20 protein-coding genes are annotated in these 22522 nt (G+C 56.7%); 10 read left to right on the plus strand and 10 right to left on the minus strand.

Going from position 1 to position 22522, the window contains the following annotated elements; all coding sequences use genetic code 11:
* Positions 1-15: 15 nt before the first annotated feature.
* The 6 genes from AC2FJC_RS07845 to AC2FJC_RS07870 form a co-directional block, all read right to left on the minus strand.
* Positions 16-1041, minus strand: a complete 1026-nt coding sequence (locus AC2FJC_RS07845; RefSeq protein WP_496739053.1) for a trans-3-hydroxy-L-proline dehydratase — start codon at positions 1039-1041, stop codon at positions 16-18.
* Between the two features lie 9 nt (positions 1042-1050).
* Positions 1051-2289: an NAD(P)/FAD-dependent oxidoreductase gene (locus AC2FJC_RS07850; protein WP_496739054.1), complete on the minus strand. Its 1239-nt coding sequence runs from the start codon at positions 2287-2289 to the stop codon at positions 1051-1053.
* Complete coding sequence (locus AC2FJC_RS07855; RefSeq protein ID WP_496739055.1) at positions 2286-3218, minus strand: 4-hydroxyproline epimerase; 933 nt, start codon at positions 3216-3218, stop codon at positions 2286-2288. The genes AC2FJC_RS07850 and AC2FJC_RS07855 overlap by 4 nt, the downstream gene beginning before the upstream one ends.
* Positions 3209-4168, minus strand: coding sequence for a dihydrodipicolinate synthase family protein (locus AC2FJC_RS07860; protein ID WP_496739056.1), 960 nt, complete (start codon positions 4166-4168; stop codon positions 3209-3211). The genes AC2FJC_RS07855 and AC2FJC_RS07860 overlap by 10 nt, the downstream gene beginning before the upstream one ends.
* A gap of 136 nt (positions 4169-4304) precedes the next feature.
* Positions 4305-5363, minus strand: a complete 1059-nt coding sequence (locus AC2FJC_RS07865) for an ABC transporter ATP-binding protein (protein WP_496739057.1) — start codon at positions 5361-5363, stop codon at positions 4305-4307.
* Complete coding sequence (locus AC2FJC_RS07870) at positions 5360-6166, minus strand: IclR family transcriptional regulator (RefSeq protein WP_496739154.1); 807 nt, start codon at positions 6164-6166, stop codon at positions 5360-5362. Before AC2FJC_RS07870 ends, AC2FJC_RS07865 begins: the two co-directional genes overlap by 4 nt.
* Positions 6167-6316: 150 nt before the next feature.
* Between AC2FJC_RS07870 and AC2FJC_RS07875 the strand changes: the two genes are divergently transcribed.
* The 10 genes from AC2FJC_RS07875 (at position 6317) to AC2FJC_RS07920 (ending at position 17581) form a co-directional block, all read left to right on the plus strand.
* Positions 6317-7576: an ABC transporter substrate-binding protein gene (locus tag AC2FJC_RS07875; protein ID WP_108859651.1), complete on the plus strand. Its 1260-nt coding sequence runs from the start codon at positions 6317-6319 to the stop codon at positions 7574-7576.
* A gap of 96 nt (positions 7577-7672) precedes the next feature.
* On the plus strand, positions 7673-8596 hold the full coding sequence (locus tag AC2FJC_RS07880) for a carbohydrate ABC transporter permease (RefSeq protein ID WP_058271993.1): 924 nt from the start codon (positions 7673-7675) through the stop codon (positions 8594-8596).
* Between the two features lies 1 nt (position 8597).
* On the plus strand, positions 8598-9446 hold the full coding sequence (locus AC2FJC_RS07885) for a carbohydrate ABC transporter permease (RefSeq protein ID WP_496739058.1): 849 nt from the start codon (positions 8598-8600) through the stop codon (positions 9444-9446).
* Between the two features lie 22 nt (positions 9447-9468).
* On the plus strand, positions 9469-10809 hold the full coding sequence (locus tag AC2FJC_RS07890; protein WP_496739059.1) for an alpha-glucosidase/alpha-galactosidase: 1341 nt from the start codon (positions 9469-9471) through the stop codon (positions 10807-10809).
* A 25-nt stretch (positions 10810-10834) separates the two neighbouring features.
* Positions 10835-12544, plus strand: coding sequence for an IlvD/Edd family dehydratase (locus AC2FJC_RS07895; protein WP_496739060.1), 1710 nt, complete (start codon positions 10835-10837; stop codon positions 12542-12544).
* Complete coding sequence (locus AC2FJC_RS07900; RefSeq protein ID WP_496739061.1) at positions 12544-13311, plus strand: SDR family NAD(P)-dependent oxidoreductase; 768 nt, start codon at positions 12544-12546, stop codon at positions 13309-13311. Before AC2FJC_RS07895 ends, AC2FJC_RS07900 begins: the two co-directional genes overlap by 1 nt.
* A gap of 4 nt (positions 13312-13315) precedes the next feature.
* The gene (locus AC2FJC_RS07905; protein ID WP_496739062.1) at positions 13316-14209 is read left to right on the plus strand and encodes a 2-dehydro-3-deoxygalactonokinase; all 894 of its coding nucleotides are present in this window, start codon (positions 13316-13318) and stop codon (positions 14207-14209) included.
* The gene (locus AC2FJC_RS07910; protein ID WP_496739063.1) at positions 14206-14811 is read left to right on the plus strand and encodes a 2-dehydro-3-deoxy-6-phosphogalactonate aldolase; all 606 of its coding nucleotides are present in this window, start codon (positions 14206-14208) and stop codon (positions 14809-14811) included. Before AC2FJC_RS07905 ends, AC2FJC_RS07910 begins: the two co-directional genes overlap by 4 nt.
* A complete protein-coding gene (locus AC2FJC_RS07915) occupies positions 14808-15668 on the plus strand; it encodes an SMP-30/gluconolactonase/LRE family protein (RefSeq protein WP_496739064.1) in 861 nt (286 codons plus the stop codon). The genes AC2FJC_RS07910 and AC2FJC_RS07915 overlap by 4 nt, the downstream gene beginning before the upstream one ends.
* Positions 15665-17581, plus strand: a complete 1917-nt coding sequence (locus AC2FJC_RS07920) for a beta-galactosidase (RefSeq protein WP_496739065.1) — start codon at positions 15665-15667, stop codon at positions 17579-17581. The genes AC2FJC_RS07915 and AC2FJC_RS07920 overlap by 4 nt, the downstream gene beginning before the upstream one ends.
* Positions 17582-17618: 37 nt before the next feature.
* Here AC2FJC_RS07920 and AC2FJC_RS07925 read toward each other — a convergent pair whose 3' ends face one another.
* From AC2FJC_RS07925 to AC2FJC_RS07940, 4 genes are all read right to left on the minus strand, one after another.
* The gene (locus AC2FJC_RS07925) at positions 17619-18884 is read right to left on the minus strand and encodes an ABC transporter permease (protein WP_496739066.1); all 1266 of its coding nucleotides are present in this window, start codon (positions 18882-18884) and stop codon (positions 17619-17621) included.
* Positions 18881-19801 (minus strand): ABC transporter permease, encoded by a 921-nt coding sequence (locus AC2FJC_RS07930; RefSeq protein WP_058272003.1) that lies wholly within the window; start codon positions 19799-19801, stop codon positions 18881-18883. Before AC2FJC_RS07930 ends, AC2FJC_RS07925 begins: the two co-directional genes overlap by 4 nt.
* Before the next feature lie 11 nt (positions 19802-19812).
* Positions 19813-20925, minus strand: coding sequence for an ABC transporter ATP-binding protein (locus tag AC2FJC_RS07935; RefSeq protein WP_496739067.1), 1113 nt, complete (start codon positions 20923-20925; stop codon positions 19813-19815).
* A 118-nt stretch (positions 20926-21043) separates the two neighbouring features.
* The gene (locus AC2FJC_RS07940) at positions 21044-22168 is read right to left on the minus strand and encodes an extracellular solute-binding protein (RefSeq protein ID WP_496739068.1); all 1125 of its coding nucleotides are present in this window, start codon (positions 22166-22168) and stop codon (positions 21044-21046) included.
* Positions 22169-22522: the final 354 nt, after the last annotated feature.

Genomic DNA, 22522 nt, shown 5'->3' on the forward strand with positions numbered 1-22522 from the left:
AATCGCAGAGTTTGATCAAACGCCCCAAGTGTCACTCAACCGATACCCACCCGGCCAGGGGTCGTCTGGGTCAAGCATGTGCTGATGGGTTCCGGTGATCCAGCCGCGCCCGCTGATTTCTGGGATGATAGCGGGTTGGGCGCCAACATGAGTTTCACGAACAATGCGCCCGGTAAAGCGCGAGCCGATGATCGAGACGGCCTCGAAGGTTTGCCCGACCGTCATCTGCGCTTTAGCCGCCATTAGCGCCATGCGCGCAGATACTGCTGTGCCAGTGGGCGAGCGATCCACCTTTCCGGGCTGGATGGCAACGGCAGATTTACCGCGCCAACCAGTCGGCGTCTTTTCAAGCGGGCCACAAAAAGCGCAAAAGGAAATGTGGGTCCAATCCGGGTTCTCGGGATGCGAGAACCCCAATTGGGCATTGGCGGCATTCGTAATTGTAACGCCGGTCCGGGCGATTTCACGGGCTTCGTTTTGGGTTATGCCAAACCCCAGCTTAGCGGCGTCTACAACCACGAAACTGTCGCCTCCAAAAGCCGTATCAACAGTCAGCGTGCCCAAACCCGGAACCTCTAACGGGACAGAGAGCTTACCCGCAAAACTGGGGAGGTTCTGCACGTGGATCCGTTCTGCTTTGCCGCCCCGGCACTCAGCGCGCACGCGAACCAGGCCTCCGGGCGCTTCAAGCGTCAGAGTGGTCTCGGGTTCTTGCATCGGGATGATCCCGCTATCCAGCAATACCGTGGCAACACAGATCGAGTTTGAACCAGACATGGGTGGAGTGTCCTCGGGCTCCATGATGATAAAGGCGGCATCCGCATCCGGGTGTTTGGGCGGAACCAGCAGATTGACATGCCGAAACACGCCGCCTCGCGGTTCATTCAGCACAAAATTTCTAAGCGTCTGATCGTTGGCAATATGCGTCCGTTGTTCCCAGATCGTGTCACCCGGTGGCGGTGAGACGCCGCCAACGATGACGTCACCGACCTCGCCTTCGGCATGGGCGGACACGACATGAATGGTCTTGATACTGCGCATATCCCCTCCTCAAAACCGGGTGGCGGCGTAAGGCGATAATGATATTGGTGGGTCTTGCACATCGACCAGCGCCCCGACGAGTTCCGCAGTTCCCGCAGATTGGGTCAGGCCCAAATGTCCGTGCCCGAATGCGTAAACGACATCCGCCGATTTACGAGATGGGCCGATCACCGGAATGCTGTCCGGCAACGATGGACGATACCCCATCCATTGCGTGCCACCTTCGGTTTTTAGTCCAGGCAGGAACGCCGCCGCCTTTTCCAACAAAATATCGGCGCGCTTGTAGTTTGGCGGTAAGGTTAACCCGCCCAGCTCGACTGCCCCTCCGACGCGCACGCCACCATTTATTTTGCTGGCAACAAAGCCGTGGCGCGAGAATGTTAGGTGCATACGCAAATCAAATGCGCCTTCCGGCAAGGTGGTATTGTATCCACGCTCGGTTTCCAGTGGGATGCGATCGCCCAAAGATTGTGCGATGTGATGAGACCAGGCGCCTGCGGTAATTACCACTTTGGCCGCATCTATTGTTTCGTCCGCGCATGCGACCCGCACACCATTTTCCTGCGGCAACAGGGTTCGGATATCTTTCCGTTCGAACCGACCGCCTCGACCCTGAAAGATCTCAGCAAGATGTTCGACCCATCGTTTTGGATCAACAGTGTTCAGCCAGTTCGGCGTAAACCCCGCATGGGTGAACCGAGGGCTGAGGCCCGGCTGCATCTCGGCAATTGCGGCCAGGCTTTCAAGCAGTTCAAATTCGATCCCGTGTTCGCGCCGCAATTTCCATGTCGGCAAACTGGCGCGATATTCAGCCTCGCTTTCATACAACTGCATCTGTCCATCGCGTTGCAGCAAGTGCTCGCCATCGACGGTTGATATCAGCTGATCAAGCGCAGCCTTGGAAAACGCCATCAAACTGGCTTGCGCACCGAGCAAGTTTTCATAGCGATCCGGTCGGCTGGCCCGCCAAAACCGGTACATCCACGGCACAATTTTCAAAGCGTAAGCTGGCGGGATAGACAGTGGGCCCAACGGATCCAACAGCCACTTTGGAGCCTTTCGCATGATGCCGGGCGTCGCCAGCGGCTCAACTTCAGCGAACGCGAATGCACCGGCGTTGCCGGCAGATGTCTCTGCCGCGACGCCCTTGCGATCCAGAACAAGTACAAAATGACCGCGTCGTTGCAGCTCGAGTGCAGTTGTAATACCGATCACTCCGGCGCCAATGACAACGACTTGCGGGGTCATTTTTCGATCCCGGCTCTGAATGAGTCGGCTTCGTCAAAGAACAGCTTGGCCTCGGCCATAACAAATGCTTGCCCGGTGATCGAGGAGATAACACCCCCGTTTGGCCCAGGCTGGTAGGACAGCCGATAGGAACTGCCAATCACGCTTTGCTGGACGATCTCCTGTCCTGGCGCCAAACGCCCGTCGGCCGCCAGACAGGCCAGCCGAGCCGAGCTGCCCGTTCCGCAAGGCGAGCGGTCATAATTGTCATCGGGGCACAGCACGAAATTGCGGCTGTGAACCGCCGGGTCAGGTGAAATATCCTGAAAGATGACGTGGTCAATCTGCTCACCGTTTTCGGCGCCAATCCCTTGCGCGACCGAAGCCTCACGGATCGCTATCGACATATCCGTTAGCTTGCGAATGTTCGCGGGTTCGACGGGGATCGGGCTTGGGTCAACGATAAAGAACCAATTTCCACCATATGCGACGTCGCCTGCGATCTGGCCATATCCCGGGACATCCAGGCTAACGTTTTGATGGATCCTGCGGCTTTCGATATTGGTCACGGTAACGGTGTTGGCATCGCGCAACTCGACTGTCACCACACCGGCAGGCGTTTCGATTCGGTGTTGGCCAATGCTAATTCGTCCCAGACGAGCCAGTGTAACCGCCAGACCGATGGTTCCATGCCCGCACATGCCCAAAACTGCGTCGACGTCGAAATAGATCACACCAGTCACGCATGTCGGATCAACCGGCTCGACCAGCAGCGCAGCCACCATGGCGGGCTGGCCACGCGGCTCTAACATGACAGAGCGATAGAACGCTTCGTGCTCGGTCGCCAATCGCCTTGCCCGCTCAGACAAAGGCCCGGACCCAAGATCCGGGGCGCCATCCAGTATGACGCGGGTTGGTTCACCGCCAGTGTGACTGTCGATCACATGCATTCGGCGATCACCCCGCCCAGTTTCGACCAATCGGCGAACCATGTTTGGAACAGATCATATTGCTGCTCGCAATAATTACGCTGTGCATCGGTCAGTTCATCCGTTTCGTTAAAGTGCAGACGGTATTCCTGCTCCCCGTTCAGGACCAGCAAGTGCTTGTAGTACAGCACCAAATCCGGACCTTCGTCAAAGCTGGAAAGCACTTGAATCGCCTCCGTGAGTTCCTGCGCACGCTGGCGGGCCTCGGCATGGCCTTGCGCCGCCTTTTTGGACAGGGCGGCCAGCAGCAATGCTTCGCGCGGCAAGGCTGTGCCTATTCCCGTGATCGACCCGGTTGCACCGCAATTTACGAAACCGTGGTAAACCTCGGTATCAACACCAACCATTAGGGTGACCTGATCATCCTGACTGGTGATGTTTTCAGCCGCATAGCGCAGGTCGTCTTTGCCACCGAACTCCTTGAATCCGATCAGGTTTGAATGTTCCGCGCGCAGAGCAAAGAACAGATCGGCCCGCGTAGCAAAACCATAATACGGACTGTTGTAGATGATTGCCGGAACATCGGGGGCGGCTGTCAAGATCGCTTTGAAGTGGTTCTTCTGTGCGGCAGGTGAACTGCCGCGAGACAGAACGCGTGGAATGACCATCAGGCCAACGGCGCCTACCTTTTGCGCATGGGCTGCATGGGCCACGGCGGATTTGGTGTTGATGGCGCCGGTCCCGACCACAACGGGCAAACCCGCGTCGACCAAACGCTCGACACCTTCCATCCGCTGTGCATCGGTCAACAAGGGCCAATCCCCCATCGAACCGCAGTAGACCACTGCGGACATACCCGCGTCGATCATCTGCTTTCCTTTGTGCACCAACGCATCAAAGTCAGGCGTCCGATCGGGTTTGCATGGCGTCATCAGAGCGGGCATCGTGCCGGTGAACACATTGGTCGACATTGGTAAATTCCTCGATGGCTGGGCGGTTACACACGCTTTTGGAATCGACATAACGGATATTGGATACAAAATCCAGAAAAATTGAAAACGCGCCGGATCGATGATCGGGCGCGTTCAAATTACAAATTGAATTTTTTCAACGAAGCCGGTGACCTGTTTCGGGATCAAAAAGCATCGCGCGTTCCGGACGCACTGACAGCCCGATGCGCTCACCCTGTTTGCTGCGCTGATCCTCTCGTTCCTCGACAATCAGCTTATCGCCATTGGGCGTCAGCAGATAGGTATAGCTCACGCCGCCAAGCGCTTCGGTCAAATCGACCGTGCAGGTATCGCCTGCCCGGTCCACTGTGATGTGCTCCGGACGTATGCCAAGAGTCACTTTGCTCATCCCAGCTGGTACGTTTACAGGCACATCCAACGGTTCACTAAGGGCCGGGTGCGAGACCTTCCCATCGACAATATCGCAATCAAGGAAGTTCATTGCAGGCGATCCGATGAACCCCGCTACAAACCGATTGTCTGGATCCCGATACAAGTCCATTGGCGCGCCGACCTGCTCGATCCGGCCATCGCGCAGCACCACGATCTTGTCGGCCATTGTCATCGCTTCGACCTGATCGTGGGTCACATAGATCATGGTCGCGCCAATTTCATTGTGCAGTCGCGCGATCTCGACCCGCATTTCTACGCGCAGCTCCGCATCAAGGTTGGACAGAGGTTCGTCGAACAAAAACACCTCGGGGCCCCGCACGATGGCACGCCCGATGGCGACACGCTGGCGTTGCCCGCCGGACAAGGCCTTGGGCTTGCGCTTAAGGTATTGATCCAACTTGAGGATGTTCGAGGCGTCTTGCACTTTCTTGTTGATCTCGGACTTGGGTACACCATTCATGCGCAATCCAAAGCCCATGTTCTCGGCCACGGTCATGTGCGGATAAAGGGCATAGGTCTGGAACACCATGGCCACGCCGCGCTTGGCCGGATCCATATGGGTCACGTCGCGTGCGCCGATATGGACTTGCCCTTCGGTCGTTTCCTCAAGGCCCGCTATCATCCGCAGCAAAGTGGATTTACCACAGCCCGAAGGGCCGACGAAGACACAGAACTCTCCATCTTCAATCTCCAGATCAATGCCGTGAATAACCTGCGTCTCGCCATACCGCTTGATCGCCTGGTTCAGAGTCACACCTGTCATGTCGCTTGCATCCTGTTTGTTTCGGCGCTCGGGCGGGTCTCGGGGAACCGCCAGGCCTGTGCTTCGGCTCCGATTTGTTCGGCCACACGGCGAACACGGGGAACCCAGGTTTCCAATTGGTCGAAATTCATCCGTTCGGTCGATCCGGTCACGGAAATCGCCCCTAACATCCGCCCGCCCGAGGTGAGGATTGGACAGGCAATGCAGATGATGCCGGGCTCATGCTCTTCGTCATCGACGGCGTAGCCACGACTGCGGATCAGGTCGAGATCGGCGCGCAACGCCGCCTCGGATGTCAGTGTTTTGTCGGTAAAGCGGTGGTAGCTTTGCTGAGACGCGGCGCGGTCCAGCGCGGCCTCATCCAGAAACGCCATCATGGCTTTACCCACGCCTGTGCAATAGGCCGGACCGACCTTGCCAGCCTGCGAATACATCTCAATCGGCTGGGCTGCGTTGCGTTTATCCACGTACAGCACCTGATTTGAATCAAGCTGTGCCAAATGCACCGTTTCCCCGGTTTCCCGGCTCAATGCATCCAGAAACGGTCGCGCAATCGGCGCGAGCGAGCTTTGTGTCCACGCTGCATGAGCCAGCCGAACCAATCGCAACCCTGGCGTATATGTCTGTCGGTCCGGATCATACGACAGCATTCCCTGATTGGTCAGCGTTTGCAGGAACCGATACAGGGTCGCCTTGGGGAAATTGCTGCTTTCCAACAGCTCTGCGAATCGGACCGGGCGCGCGAACGCAGCCACCTGATCCAGCACATCACATGCTTTTCCTATTGTTCCGTCACCAGCCACGGGTGCCTGTTCTCCTCCCATTAACCCATCGCAATCGACACGAGGGTCTTGACAAGACTAACCGAGTCGATGTGTAGTTTTCAATATATAAAACACGGTTTCACTATTTGGAACCTTAAAGACATAAAATGGAAGCTAAGGGAGGAAACCATGCATTCCATGTACAAGCGCACTGCCGCCGCTTTGGCAGCCAGTGTCGCACTTGCGGCACCTGTTGCCGCCGAACTGACCGGTGAGCTGCGAATCTTTCTCGATACCTCCAACCCGGCGCCGCGCGCGACGATGGAGGCAATGATCGACCGATTCGCGGAACAGCATCCGGGTCTGGAAATCGAAACAACAGTAATCGACCGCGAGGCGTACAAGACCCAGATCCGCAACTTCCTGACTGCGGATACGCCGGACGTGGCGACGTGGTATGCGGCAAACCGCATGAAGCCCTACGTCGAGGCAGGCCTGTTCGAAGATGTATCGGACTTGTGGGCCGAACCTGAGATCGCCGAAAATCTAGCGTCGACCAAGGGTGCGATGACCATCGACGGCAAGCAGTGGGGTGTACCCTACACCTACTATCAGTGGGGTGTTTACTATCGCAAGGACATCTTTGACGAGCTGGGCCTGACCGAACCAACGACTTGGGAAGAAGAGCTGGCAAACTGCCAGAAGATCGTCGATTCCGGTCGCGCCTGCTATACGATCGGCACCAAGTTCCTGTGGACCGCTGGCGGCTGGTTCGACTACCTGAACATGCGCACCAACGGGTTTGACTTCCACAACCAGCTTGCCAATGGCGAAATCAGCTGGGAAGACGACCGGGTCAAGCAGACTTTCGCCAACTGGAAACAGCTGATCGACATGGGCGCGTTCGTCGACAACCATCAGACGTACAGCTGGCAAGAGGCCCTGCCCTTCATGGTGAACGGTGAAGCCGCCGCGTACCTGATGGGTAACTTTGCTGTTGCTCCGCTGCGCGAAGCGGGACTGACCGACGACCAATTGGACTTCTATCAGTTCGTTTCTATCAACCCGGATGTAGAATTGGCGGAAGATGCGCCAACTGATACCTTCCACATCCCGGCCAACGCATCGAATAAAGAAGCCGCGCGTGAGTTTCTGCGCTTTGCTGTTTCCGCGGATGAGCAAACTCAGATCAACAACGGCGCAAACCTGGGCCAGCTGCCTGTGAACGCTCAGTCGTCCGTCGATGCCGACAAGTTCCTGCAGCAAGGCTTTGAGATGCTGTCCGCCAACAGCCCCGGTGGCGTCGCCCAGTTCTGGGATCGTGACGCACCTGCGGAAATGGCGAAGGTGTCGATGGAAGGGTTCCAGGAATTCATGGTCAAACCGGATAATGCTGACCGTATCCTGTCCAAACTGGAACGCGCACGTCAGCGTATCTACGAAAACTAAACCGGTCGGGCCGGGCTTTTGCCTGGCCTGCACCACTTCGTGTGTAAGGCGGGTGCATACCCGGCTTACTCCTATGACCTAAAACCGAGTGAGCGCATGTCAGCCGTCGATGTCCCTGAACAAGAAAGCTGGTTCCACAGAAATCAACAGCGCATAGCGCCGTGGCTATTTTTGGCCCCGGGTCTGCTGTTCTTCATGGTCTATGTGATCATTCCAGTGTTCCAATCGTTCAACTTGTCCTTGTACGAATGGGATGGGCTTGGCGCAGCGGAATATGTGGGTTTTCGCAACTACGAAGACCTGTATTGGGAATTGGCCGACCGCGACGCGTTTTACATATCGCTGAAGAACAACCTGATCTGGTTGATCATGTACCTGCTGGCAATCCCAGCTGGTCTGTTCATTGCTCTGTTCCTGAATCAAACCGTCTGGGGCATTCGGCTCTATAAGTCGCTGTTTTTCTTCCCCTTTGTCATCTCTCAGGTCGTCGTCGGACTCGTTTTCACGTGGTTCTATGATCCGACTTTCGGCCTGTTGAACGAATTCCTGGGATTCTTCGGCTTCGGCCCGCTGAATGTTCTGGGGGATGAGCGTTTCGTCACCTACGGCATCATCTTTGCCGGACTCTGGCCGCAAACAGCCTACTGCATGATCCTGTATCTCACTGGCCTGAACGCTGTGGATCCGGAACAGATCGAGGCCGGACGTCTGGACGGTGCAAAAGGCGGGCGGATGCTGTGGCACATCATCCTGCCTCAACTACGCCCAGCCACCTTCATCGCTTTCGTTGTCACCATCATCGGCGCGCTTCGGTCTTTCGATCTGATCTCAATCATGACCCAAGGTGGCCCGTTCGGTTCATCCCGTGTGCTGGCCTATTACATGTTCGAAGTCGCGCTGTCTGAATACGGCTTCCGCATGGGATATGGCGCCGCCATCGCGGTGATCCTGTTCCTGATCATGCTGTGCTTCATCGCCTATTTCCTGTGGTCGATGTACCGCGAAGAAAGGGGGCATTAAGATGTTTCCCAAACCCATCGAAAAACAACCCCGCGGGGCTCAGATCACCTACCAGGCGATGCTGCCCCTGGCACTGCTGCTGTGGCTCGGCCCCCTACTGGCGGTAGCGCTGTTCTCGGTCAAGCCGGCAGCTGACTTTACCAACGCGAACTACTGGGGGTTGCCGTCCAGCTTTGAGGGTGCCTACAACTATGGGCAGGTATTCTTCAACTCGGACATGCCACGCTATTTGCTGAACTCGTTCATGATCACCATTCCAACAGTGATCGGTGCCGTTGCGCTTAGTTGCATGACCGGGTTTGCACTGGGGATCTATAAATTCCGCTCAAACATCTGGATCTTTTTCATGTTTGTTGCGGGCAACTTCGTCCCGTTCCAGATTCTAATGGTTCCGGTGCGCGACCTGACGTTGGAGTTGGGTCTCTACAACACCAAAACCGGCCTCGTCTTGTTCCACATTGCTTTCCAAACAGGCTTTTGCACGTTGTTCATGCGCAACTTTATCCGCGCCCTGCCCTTCGAACTGATCGAGGCGGCTCGCGTTGAGGGCATCAGTGAATGGCGCATTTTCTGGTACGTGGTCCTACCGCTGATGAAACCGGCGATCGCGGCCCTCAGTGTGTTGATTTTCACCTTCATCTGGAACGACTACTTCTGGGCTGTTGTCCTGACACAGGGTGCGGAAAGCCAACCCGTGACAGCAGGTATAACCAGTTTTAACGCCCAATTTCGGGCGGCCTATCAATTAATGAGTGCCGGCTCCATCGTCGCGGCTCTGCCGCCGGTGGCCATGTTCTTCCTCATGCAGAAACACTTCATCGCGGGTTTGACCCTCGGTGCCGTAAAATAACGTCAAACCAAAGGTTTGCCACATGACCAAGATCACCTTTATCGGGGCAGGCTCCACGATCTTCATGCAGAATATCGTGGGCGACGCCCTGTTGACCCCCGCATTGGCCGACAGCCACTTTGCTCTGATGGACATCGATACAATGCGTCTTGCAGAAAGCGAGGCCGTCACAAAGGCGATGATCCGCTCTGTCGGAACCGGGGCGACCGTTTCCACCCATACCGACCGGCGCGCCGCGCTGGAGGGTGCCGATTTCGTCATCACCGCTTTTCAGATCGGCGGCTATAAGCCCTGCACGGTCACGGATTTCGAGATTCCCAAACAATACGGTCTACGCCAGACCATCGCCGACACGCTTGGCGTCGGAGGCATTATGCGCGGTCTGCGCACGGTTCCTGTGTTATGGGATGTCGCACAAGACATGATGCAGCTCTGCCCAAACGCGACGCTGCTTCAATATGTAAATCCGATGGCAATCAACACATGGGCTCTGGCTGAGCGTTTTCCGACGCTGAAGCATGTCGGCTTGTGCCATTCGGTCCAGAATACGGTCGAGGAACTGGCGCACGATCTGGACCTGCCCAAGGACGAATTCCGCTACAAAGTGGCAGGCGTGAACCACGTCGCATTTTTCTTGAGGCTGGAGCATGACGGGCGCGATCTCTACCCTGCATTGCGGCAAGGGTATGCCAGCGGACAAATACCAAAACCACCACTGTTGATGCCACGTTGCGCCAACAAAGTGCGGTACGAAGTGATGGATCATCTGGGCTACTTTTGCACGGAAAGTTCCGAACACCTGGCGGAATACGTCCCGTGGTTCATCAAAGACGGCCGACGGGACCTGATTGAGCAGTTCAGTATCCCTCTAGATGAATATCCAACCCGCTGCGAGGAACAGATCGCCAGTTGGAAGGAACAGGCAAAGACCCTGACTGACGGACGTGACATTGAAGTTACCCGCAGCCATGAATTCGCGGCCGACTTGATGAATGCGATCATGACCGACACCCCATACGTGGCGTATGGGAACTTGCCGAACACCGGACAGATCCCGCAACTTCCGCTTGGTGCTGCTGTAGAAACCCCATGTCTTGTGGACACCAACGGCGTGCAACCTTCGGTCGTCATCGACATTCCACCGCAGCTGATCGCGTTAATGCGCAGCCAGATCAACGTGCAGGAACTGACTGTACGGGCATTGGTTGAGCAGAACCCCGAACACATTTATCACGCCGCCATGATGGACCCACATACGGCCGCTGAACTGGACCTGCGTCAGATCCGCAGTTTGGTTAGTGACCTGTTGGTGGCACATGCCGATTGGTTGCCAGACTGGTGCAAACCCGCCAAGGCGGCCTGATCCCAATTTAAGAAGGCTGAAAATAATGACAAAAAAACGCCGATCTCAGCATTGGTATGGCAAGCTTGACAAGGATGGCTTTATCCACAGATCGTGGATGAAGAACCAAGGCTTTCCTGATCACGCCTTCGATGGTCGTCCGATCATTGGCATCTGCAACACGTGGTCGGAACTCACACCCTGCAACTCGGGCCTGCGTGATCTGGCCGAAGGTGTCAAACGCGGCGTGTGGGAGGCTGGAGGGTTTCCGGTCGAATTTCCCGTCATGTCGCTGGGCGAGACCCAAATGAAGCCCACCGCCATGCTGTTCCGCAACCTGCTGGCAATGGATGTCGAGGAATCTATTCGCGCCTATGGCATCGACGGCGTAGTCCTGTTGGGTGGTTGCGATAAGACCACGCCGGGGCAGCTGATGGGGGCCGCTTCGGTAGATCTGCCCTCTATCGTGGTCAGCTCTGGCCCGATGTTGAATGGGAAGTACCAGGGAAAAGACATTGGTTCGGGCACGGATGTTTGGAAATTCTCAGAAGCTGTGCGCGCTGGTGAGATGACACTGAAGGACTTCATGAATGCCGAGTCCGGCATGTCCCGCAGCGCCGGGGTCTGCATGACCATGGGCACGGCCTCGACCATGGCGTCGCTGGTCGAAGCAATGGGCATGTCCCTCCCGACCAACGCCGCCCTACCAGCAGTTGATGCCCGCCGGATGGCGCTGGCGCACCTGACCGGCAAACGGATTGTCGAGATGGTGGACGAAGATTTAAAACCGTCGGACATCCTGAACAAGGAAGCGTTCGAAAATGCCATTCTGGCCAATGCAGCCGTTGGCGGCTCGACCAATGCAGTGGTGCATTTACTCGCGCTGGCGGGCCGCGTGGGCGTAGACCTGACGCTGAAAGACTTTGAAATCGGGTCGGAAATCCCGCTGCTGGTGAACTGCATGCCCTCAGGGAAATACCTGATGGAAGATTTCTGCTACGCAGGCGGTGTGCCCGTGGTTCTGAACGAGTTGAAACCCTTCCTGCGCCCTGCAAAAACCGTTCTGAACAAAGATATCTCGGCGCATTTTGAAGGGGCAGAATGCTTTAACCCCGACGTCATCCGCCCCTTCGACGATCCGGTGAAACCCGCCGCGGGATTGCGCGTGCTGCGCGGGAACCTCGCGCCCAACGGGGCCATTGTGAAACCTTCGGCCGCGACGGATGCACTATTGGAAACAGAAGCCGAAGCCTACGTTTTTGAGAGCATCGAGGACTTGAAAGCCAATATTGACCGGGATGATCTACCAGTAACGTCTGAAACCATTCTGGTCCTGAAGGGCTGCGGCCCAAAGGGCTATCCCGGCATGCCCGAGGTCGGCAACATGCCGATCCCGGCCAAACTGGTGAAGGAAGGCGTCCGCGACATGATCCGCATATCCGACGCCCGCATGTCCGGCACCGCCTATGGCACCGTCATCCTGCATGTCAGCCCCGAGGCACAGGCAGGCGGTACGCTGGCACTCGTCAAAACCGGGGACCGTATCCGGGTTTCTGCCAGCAACGGGGAATTGGAACTGCTGGTCGATGAAAAGGAACTGGAAACCCGCCGCGCCGCGTGGCAACCGGATGATCCGCACTACACGCGCGGTTATGCGAAACTCTATATCGACCACGTGCTACAGGCCGATAAAGGCGCGGACCTTGATTTTCTCGTTGGCAAAGACACGCGCCTTGTAACCAGAGAGAGCCACTGATGGACAATCCAGCCACATTCCACGACCTCAACGGCGCGTCGGTCTATATCACCGGCGGCGGCTCTGGTGTAGGGGCAGCTCTGACGGATGGGTTTTTGGCTCAGGGCGCAAACGTTGCATTTATCGGCCGCTCAGACGCCACCGCATTTGTTGAAGAAATGCGTGACAAACACGGTCGCGCGCCGCTGTTCATGCAGGGCGACATGACGGATACCGAATTGCTGCGCGCCACAATGCAAAAGGCTGCCGAGGCACATGGACCTTTGGATGTGTTGGTCAACAACGCCGCTAACGACAAGCGTCACTCGCTTGAGGAAACCACCGCCGAGTTCTGGGACTGGATGATTGAGGTGAACCTCAAGGCCTACTACTTCGCCTGTCAGGAGGCTGCGCGCCAAATGGCTGGCAAAGGGGGTTCAATCGTCAACTTCAGCTCGATCAGCTACATGATGGGGAATGCGGGGTACCCAATCTATACGACGTCGAATGCCGGGATCACCGGGATGACGCGATCTTTGGCGCGCGAATTGGGCCCGCAAAAAATTCGTATCAATGCGCTGGCTCCCGGATGGGTTTTGACACAAAAGCAACTTGACATGTGGGCGACGCCGGAAGACCTGGCGGCGCATTTGGAGCGCCAGTGCCTAAAAGAACACCTGACGCCCGAAGACATGATCGCACCGACATTGTTCCTGGCCTCGGATGCCAGCCGCGCGATGACCGGACAGTGCATGGCCGTCGATGGCGGCGTTGTAGTAACGGGGTAAAGCCATGAATGCAGAGTGGATAGCCGTCGACTGGGGAACATCCCAACTGCGGGCCTGGGCTATGCAGTCCGACACCGTACTGGCGCAAAGGCAGTCTGACCGCGGCATGGCGCGTCTGAGTAGAGATGACTTCCAATCTGTCTTGCTGGACCTTATCGAAGATTGGTTGGGCGCTGAACCTGTCGATGTTGTGGCTTGCGGCATGGTCGGTGCGCGGCAAGGCTGGGTCGAAGCCCCCTACTCGGCCGTCCCGTCAGCGCCACTGCCTGATGCGCCTATACGGGTACCCGGTACCGATGCCCGGATACGCGCATTCGTGGTGCCTGGGCTGAAGCAGAACGCACCGCCGGATGTGATGCGCGGCGAGGAAACTCAAATTTCTGGCTTTCTGGCAACCCGCCCGGACTGGGACGGGGTTATCTGCCTGCCCGGGACGCATTCAAAATGGGTTCAGATCAGCGCAGGAGAAGTCGTGAGCTTTCGAACGTTCATGACAGGTGAGATGTTTGAGCTTCTCTCCGAGCAATCAGTGCTCAAGCATTCGGTCGGTGACGGCTGGGACGCCGATGCCTTTGCAGAAGCTACGGCAGACACGTTGTCAAAACCCGAACAATTGGCTGCACGTCTGTTTGGACTGCGGGCGGCGGATTTGTTGCACGATCAGGACAAGGGGACAGCCCGGGCAAAATTATCCGGGCTCTTGATCGGGGCTGAACTGGGCGCAACACGCCCCTATTGGTTGGGGCAGCAGCTGGCAATCATCGGCGCTGAAGGGATTTCCCAAATCTATGCGGGCGCGTTGCAACTGCAGGGTGCTTTCGTGGACACCGCTAGCGCAACCCAATGCACATTGGCAGGCCTGTCGCAGGCCCGTAAACTAACGAGGCAAACCGCATGAACCGCCCCATCATCGCCATATTGCGTGGCTTGCAACCGGCAGAAGCCGTCGATGTGGGTCATGCCCTGATCGAAGCCGGTATCGACAAGATCGAGGTTCCGTTGAATTCGCCTGACCCGCTGAACAGCATTGAATCGTTGGCCAGCTCATTCGGCGATCAAGCTCTGATCGGCGCTGGCACGGTTCTGACCCCCGAACAGGTCGAAGCCGTTGCGCAAGTTGGCGGTAAGCTGATCGTTTCCCCTAATTATGACGCCGAGGTCATTGTGCGTTCTGTCACGCTAAACATGCAAAGCTGGCCGGGCGTCTATACCCCGACCGAGGCGTTTGCTGCGCTTAAGGCTGGCGCGACAGGATTGAAATTGTTCCCGGGTGTCACCGCCGGACCAAGTGGTTTGGCCGCACTGCGACCTGTATTGCCATCGGGTACTTTGGTCTATGCCGTTGGTGGCGCTGGACCTGAGAACTTCGCCGAATGGTTCAAGGCTGGGGCAGACGGGTTTGGCATCGGATCGGCCCTGTTCAAACCGGGGATGTCCGTCGCGGAAATTGCCGGTCAGGCCAAACGGATCGTCGCTGCCTATGACGAGGCAGCTGGATGAGCTTTGTTTTTGATGATCGTCCATGTGAGTTAGGCGAAGGGCCCCTGTGGCATCCTGAACGCAAGCAACTGTTCTGGTTCGACATCATCAACAAACGTTTGATGACGCAGACAGCGGGCGAGCAACACAGCTGGCAGTTTTCGGAACATGTCTCAGCGGCAGGTTGGGTGGACCGGGATACAATAGTGATGGCATCGGAAACCGGTCTGTGGCGGTTTGGTTTGGACAGCGGTCAAAAAGACCTGATCGTCTCGCTTGAGGCGGACAACCCGGTCACCCGCACCAATGACGGTCGCGCAGACCCGTGGGGCGGGTTCTGGATCGGGACGATGGGAAAAAACGCCGAACAAGAGGCGGGCGCGATCTATCGGTACTGGCAGGGCGAACTACGCCTTCTTGTGCCCGAGGTCACAATCTCGAACGCGATCTGTTTTGCCCCAGACAAGTCCCGCGTCTATTACACCGATACGGTCACACAACAGGTTAGGCGCTGCTCGCTGGAGCCTGAGACGGGGTGGCCCGAAGGCAATAGCACGGTGTTTCTCGACCTGCGCGCTGATGGCCTTTACCCCGATGGAGCAGTGGTTGACGCAGAAGGCAATATCTGGATCGCCCAATGGGGGGCAAACCGTGTCGCCTGCTATGACCCGAACGGGCGGTTTCGGCATGCCGTCTCGTTTCAGGCCGCACATACATCTTGTCCCGCCTTTGGCGGCGACGATCTGACAACGCTGTTTTGCACTACTGCCCGTCAGGGGTTAGACGCAGACACTGTTAAGACACAACCAACCAATGGCATGACCTTTGGCGCATTGGACGCGGGCACAGGCCAAGCAGAACACAGAGTCCTTCTATGAAACCAGAACTTGGTGTTTGCTATTACCCGGAACATTGGCCCGAGGCCATGTGGGCCGAAGACGCGGCTCGAATGGTTGAAACTGGCATAAGCTGGGTCCGGATCGGTGAGTTTGCCTGGAGCCGAATGGAGCCGGTTCCTGGCGATCTGCAGTTGGATTGGCTGGACCGTGCAATCGAAACGATTGGGGCGGCTGGGCTCAAGGTTGTACTGGGGACGCCCACTGCGACGCCTCCGCGGTGGATGCTTGAGAAACACCCAGACATGCTGGCAGTGGATGTTCTGGGGAATACACGAAAATTCGGCTCACGCAGGCATTATTGTTTTAGCCATCCGGGTTATGTCCAAGAATCCGTCCGCATTGCCCGGATCATGGGCGAGCGCTATGGACGAAACCCGCATATTGCGGCCTGGCAAATCGACAATGAATATGGCTGTCACGATACGACCGTCAGCTACGGCCTCGCCGCTCTGCATGCCTTTCAGCTTTGGTTAAAGGATCAATACGGCAGCATTAACGCGCTAAACGAGGCATGGGGCAACATATTCTGGGCGATGGAGTATCGCGATTTCGACCAGATTGATTTGCCCAATCAGACAGTGACCGAACCCAACCCGGCGCATGTTCTGGCGTTCCGGCGTTTCAGTTCGGATCAGGTCGTTGCGTATAACAAAGCCCAGGCAGATGTACTGCGCGCTTTGACCGATGCGCCTTTGTTGCACAACTATATGGGCCGAGTGCTGGATTTCGACCATTTCAAGGTTGGCGAAGATCTGGATATCGCCACATGGGACAGCTATCCAATCGGCTTCCTCTCCGACCGGCTTGAAGCGGATGAAGCGCACAAAACCGCCTTTCTTCAGCAGGGCGACCCGGACATGCAGGCATTTCACCATGACCTGTATCGCGCGGTCGGCCGTGGGCGTTGGTGGGTGATGGAGCAGCAACCCGGCCCGGTGAATTGGGCGCCATACAATCCGGCGCCACTACCCGGAATGGTTAAGCTTTGGTCGCTTGAGGCAGTGGCGCACGGCGCCGAGGTTGTCAGCTATTTCCGCTGGCGGCAGGCGCCGTTTGCGCAAGAGCAAATGCATGCGGGGCTGCTGACACCCAACAACCACCCTGCCCCGGCCCTGACCGAGGCAAAGCAGACTTCGGACGCGTTGTCAGAAATAGGCAACGTTGTGCAGACACAGGCCCAGGTGGCCATCCTGTTCGACTACGCCTCGGATTGGGCTTGGTCGACACAGCCTCAGGGCGCTGGATTTGACTATTTCCGTCTGGTTTTCTCGGCGTATCGCGCCTTGCGGCGGGCGGGCTTGTCTGTGGACTTCGTGTCCTCAACCAACATTCCGCGTGTTGGCTACAAGTTCATCCTTGCTCCGGGGATAGCCACCGTGAGCGACAATTTGGAACGTCAATTGGTGGAGGCCTGTGATCTGCTCATCATGGGTCCACGCAGCGGGGCGATCACACATGATTTCCAGATTCCCCGGGCACGACCCGGTCTGAACGGTCTGAAATGCGACGTCAATTTGGTCGAGACACTGCCGCCTAACATCCGCCGTGGCGTTGAAGGCGGCGGAGCGGTGCAACATTGGATCGACAGGGTTTCGGGGGCTGCCCCCAATTTGCTGACATTTGCAGATGGCACCCCTGCGCTTTTGGGTGAAAATCGTCTTTGGTATCTGGCAGGTTTCCCGGATGACACATTGTGGGACCGGGTCGTTGAAATGGCCGCGCGCAAAACCGAGGTGACCCTATATCCGATGCCCAAAGGGTTGCGCCGTCGCGAGACGGCCACGCATGTTTTCCTAATAAACTACAATGCGCAACCGGTCGCAAGGAACGGTGACGTCGTTGACGCTTGTGACGTTGCCGTCATACAGAAAGATGCGCCCGAAGAGGAATAACCTCTCCGGGCGCTGGTTTTGGAATTCGCTCCGAAACCTACTGGTCAGTCTGCAGACTGTTGGGGTCGAACGCGCCCCCAAAGCCACCGTTGTTTGAAGGTGGAGTTTCAGTATCCGAACTCTCCTCTTCCGCGTCACCACCCAGAGCATTCGGCGCAAAGACGTTGCCAAAACCACTGTTGTTGGACGGTTTCGGTGTGGATTGCTGCGCACCACCTTGTTCGGCTTCTTCGGCCTCGCGCTTCTTACGCTGTTCTTCGCGCTGCTTGCGCAGCTCTTGAATGCGTTGTTCCGCTTCCAGACGTTTCTGCTCTTTCACATTGGCGATGCATTGGCCGGGGTTGTAGGCCGTTGCGGTTCCGACGACAGTGATCGTCGCAACCGCAAACACAACCAGCAGGACAGCCGCCATGTTGCCAGCAAAGAAGCTGGGCAGCTTAATCTTGCCGGCCAGCTCCTCAACTGTGGCGCTCTTGCGGGCTGCGGCCACCAGTTCCTGACGCTTGAGCTTGGCTTCGTTCAACAAGGCAAAGAACACGGTTAGTGCCACGATGATGAAGGCCAGAGCCGAAATGGCAGGCGTAATGCCGTAGCGCACCTTTTGGGCCAGTTCGATCGTCAGCGTCGGGTATTCACCAAAGGTGAAAGTGGTCGTGTTGTAGTTCTCGAACGAAGCGAGGAACGCCAGCACTGCAGCCGACGCGATCGCAGGACGCATGAAGGGCAACAGGATCTTGCGGAAAGCCTGAGCATGCGTTGCACCAAGGTCCAGCGCCGCTTCGGTCAATGCCACATCGTAACGCTGCAGGCGCGCCACCAGAACCAGCATGCAATAGCTTGCAATAAAGGTGGATTGGCCGATCACCGTCAGAAAGATACCGTTGGACAGGAAGCTATCTGCACCCAGTCCCAGCATCCGGTTGATCCGATCCCAGAACACCAAAGTCGAGATGCCCAGAACAACACCCGGGATCAGGATCGGAGCGATTATGATCGTATAGTAGGTCGCCCGCAACTTAGGCCAGATCTGGGTCAGCATCAGCGCACCGGCCAGACCCATCGCCACCGACAGAATAACCGTTCCGGCGCCAATGATCAGCGAGTTCTTGATGCCGTTCAGGATACGCTGATCCTGAAACAGCTCGCCGAACCACTGGAAGGTCAGACACTCCCACGGCGTCATCCGTGGGAAGGCCGAGGAATTGAAGGCCGTGACCGACATGATTACCAGCGGGCCCAGCAGGTACAGGAAGAAGATGACCAGATAGACCCAGATGCTTACACGAAGGAAGGAATTGTTCATTTCCCGATATCCCCCATGTTCACCTTGAACAGGCGCATCATCGCCAGCACGAACAGGATACAGGTCACCAGCAGAACGATGGCGTAGGCGGCACCCTGCGGCCAGTCATTGTTGTCATTGAACTGCTGGTAGATCAGCTGCGTGAACCACAGGCTGGACGGTCCGCCCAGGATTTGCGGCGCGGCCAGCGCACCGGCGCTTAGCATGAACACCATGGTACAGCCCGAGCTGATGCCCGGTTTGGCGTAAGGAATGACCACACGCCAGTGAATTCGCCACCATGGCGCACCAAGATCACGCGCGGCCTCGATCTGGTTTTTGTCCAGACTTTCGATCACATTGTACATCGGGAAGATCATCAGCAGGATGTAGGCATAACCCAGACCGGCATAGAGCGCGATGTCATTGCGAATAAAGTCAAACGGCGTATCCCAGATGCCCAGCCCCACGAACAGGGTATTCAAAACACCGGTCTCACCAAAGATAATCCGCAGGGCAAAGGCGCGCAAAATCTCGTTGATCCAATATGGGATGATCAGCATGATCGCGAAGATGCGAATGTGGTTGCCTTTGGACTGACCCAGATAATAGGCAATCGGATAGCAGAGGATCAGGTTGAAGATCGTCACACAGACTGCGGCCAGCAGCGTGCGGAAAAAGACCCTCAGGTCGACTGCATTATAGGACTGACTGCCGCCTTCGGGGCCATAGATCAGGTATTTGTAGTTCTCCAGCGTATAGACGTCCTTGGGCCCGCCAATCTCGGGCGGTGGCAGGTTCGGACGGAAGGAGAAATCCAGCATCGACAGCTGGGGCAGAATGATCAGGCCAATAGTCCAGAACAGGACAAGACCCAATATTGCGGCGCCCATGCCGATGCCGTTTCGGTTGAAGAATTCTTTCAGGAAGCCTGGCATAGAAGGCCCCCTTATTCTGCGGCCAAATCACCCGCCGGAACCAGAACCGCATTGCGGGTCTCATATTCCAACGTGATGTTTTGGCCTGTGTGGTCATCGAAGGATTGGCCGAGATTTGGCAAGGACACCTTGATCTCTTTACCGCCGTCACCTTCGGTGAAGATGTTGAAGACGTTACCTTCGAATTCTTCGTGGTTCACCCGCGCGGTAACAAAGTGATCGCCTGCCGCACCATCGGCGGCGATCGCAAAAGCTTCGGGGCGTATGAACATCATGGCGTCATCACCCACTGTCAGCTTTCCTTGGTTGGCGGTCGAGATGCGTGCAACCAGTTCACCAGACCGGTTCGTTGAAATCAGCGCTTCGTTCCCCATAACCTGTTTAATTTTGCCGCGAAATACGTTGTTTTCACCTACGAAAGAGGCCGCGAATGCAGTGTTGGGATCATTATAGATAGTCTTGCCATCGGCGATTTGATCGATCACGCCAGCCCGCATGACAGCGATATTGTCTGACATGGTCAGGGCTTCGCCCTGGTCGTGGGTGATATAGATGAAAGTGATGCCGACGCGCTTTTGAATCTCTCGCAGCTCGGTGCGCATATGCTGGCGCAGTTTGAGGTCCAGCGCGGACAACGGTTCATCCAGCAGCAGCACGTCCGGTTCCGCACAAAGCGCGCGGGCGATGGCAACCCGTTGGCGCTGACCACCGGACAACTCGCTTGGCAGCTTGTCACCTTGATCGGGCAGCGCGATCATGTCCAGCAGCTCATCGGCACGCTTTCGGCGTTCTTTTGCGCTTGCGCCGCTGATCTCCAATGAGAAGGTGATATTTTCCCACACTTTCATCAGCGGGAACAACGCGAGGTTCTGAAAAATCAGGGCGGTCGGGCGTTTGTTCGGACCAATGCCCCGCATATCCTTGCCGCCGATCAGAACTTTGCCTTCGCTTGGTTCAAGAAAGCCCGAAACTGCCCGCAGGATCGTTGTTTTGCCGCACCCCGAGGGACCGAGAAACGAAAAGAAATCGCCCCCGTTGATGTTCACGTTTGCATCCCTCACGGCAACAAAATCACCGAAACGGATCCACAGGTTCTCAAGATCTACACCGACCCCTGCACTCATTTTTGGTATCTCCGTCAGGTACAGTCCATGACCGCACCGAAATAGCGTCCGTCACGCCTTTGTGGCATGCGGGTTGATAGCCCTCCGCACAGTGGCGGAGGGCACCTTGTCAAAGCAATCAGGCGCTTTTGAACTTGTTGACGAACTCGGTCCGAGTTTCGGCATACCACGGAGCCTCAGCAGGCCATGGGTTCAGGTTTGCCAGCGAGTCGCCCGGATAGGCCTCAGCGAAGTTCTTCTTGTAGGTGTCGCCCGCATATTGGTCGGCACCCAGTACTGGCGAGTTGTACCCGTGGCTGTCGATGGCGACACCTGCAGGCTTGGCCTGATAGGCGAAATCGATGAAGGCATAAACCTGATCGATGTTCTGCGCACCAGTCGGCATCGACATACCGTCGACCCATGCCATCGCACCTTCGACCGGAGCCTGATAGTGCACCGGCTCACCCGCTGATTTCAGCGCCAGCGGCGGACCATCCCAGGTCTGGCCGACAATAACGCCTTCGTTCAACAGGCCGTTTTTCTGGGTGTCAGCATCGTTCCAGATCAGCTTGATCCGGTTCTTCCGCTCGACGCACCAGTCAGTGATCTGACCCCAGACCTTGCGCATGGTGTCTTCGTCGCCGTACGCAGCCCAGACAGAGCCAGGCTCCATCTCTCCGGAGGCTTCCATATACAGACCCGCGCCCAGCATCATCGAATGCGCGCGACCCATGGTCTTGCCTGCGTTTGCTTCGGACCAGACGTCCCCATAGGACGGGGCGTCTCCGTCGGGTAGCCACAGGTCGGTGCGGTAGGCAATACCTTCTGTACCCCAGATATGCGGCAGCCAGTGTACGCCGCCGTCAGCAAAGTTCCAGGCGTCGGTGCCGATCTGTGCCATCGCAGGGTTCACCAGATCAATCGGAACCTTGTTCATGTCGAAGGGCTGCAACAGTTCCAGCGGCCCCCACTGCAGCGAGCGGTTGTTCGTCGGCGATACGATGTCAAAGCCTTGGCCCTTGGTGGCCTTCATCTTGTTGATGATTTCTTCGTTCGACCCGATACCGGTATAGTTCACCTTGATTCCGGTCAGAGTTTCAAACTCTTGCAGGAATGCGGGCGGCAGATAGTCCGACCACATCAGAATGTTGATTTCACCCGAAGATGCCAGAGCGCTTTTGCTGTAAAGCGGCGCAGCAAGGGCAGCCGCACCCGCGCCTTTCAGAATCGAGCGTCTGGAATGGGTTTTCCGTTCAGCCATATTATGGTTCTCCCGTTATTGGACTGTGTTGTTTTGTTATTATGATTGCCACGCTAGAACTTTGCGGGGGCATTGTCAGGCCAAAAGTGACGGATTGGCAATTTCGTATGTCCAGATTGCGATTTAATCTAGCAAATATGGCTAGTTACCCCCTGGGATCGCAGTCACATTTTGAGACCGGAGCAGCTTATTTTGGCAATGTTTCGTAAGAAATTGACACGGCTGCCCGTCAAGCTCGGGACTAGGCTTTGCGCCGCAATTCAAAAGGGGAAAAGAAGTATTTGCCATGCCCGACCGAAAGAATTCACACCAAAAACAGTCGTAAACTGCATGCATTTGGCAACGCACGCAGAA

This window comes from Ruegeria sp. CDSB117 (assembly GCF_059611005.1).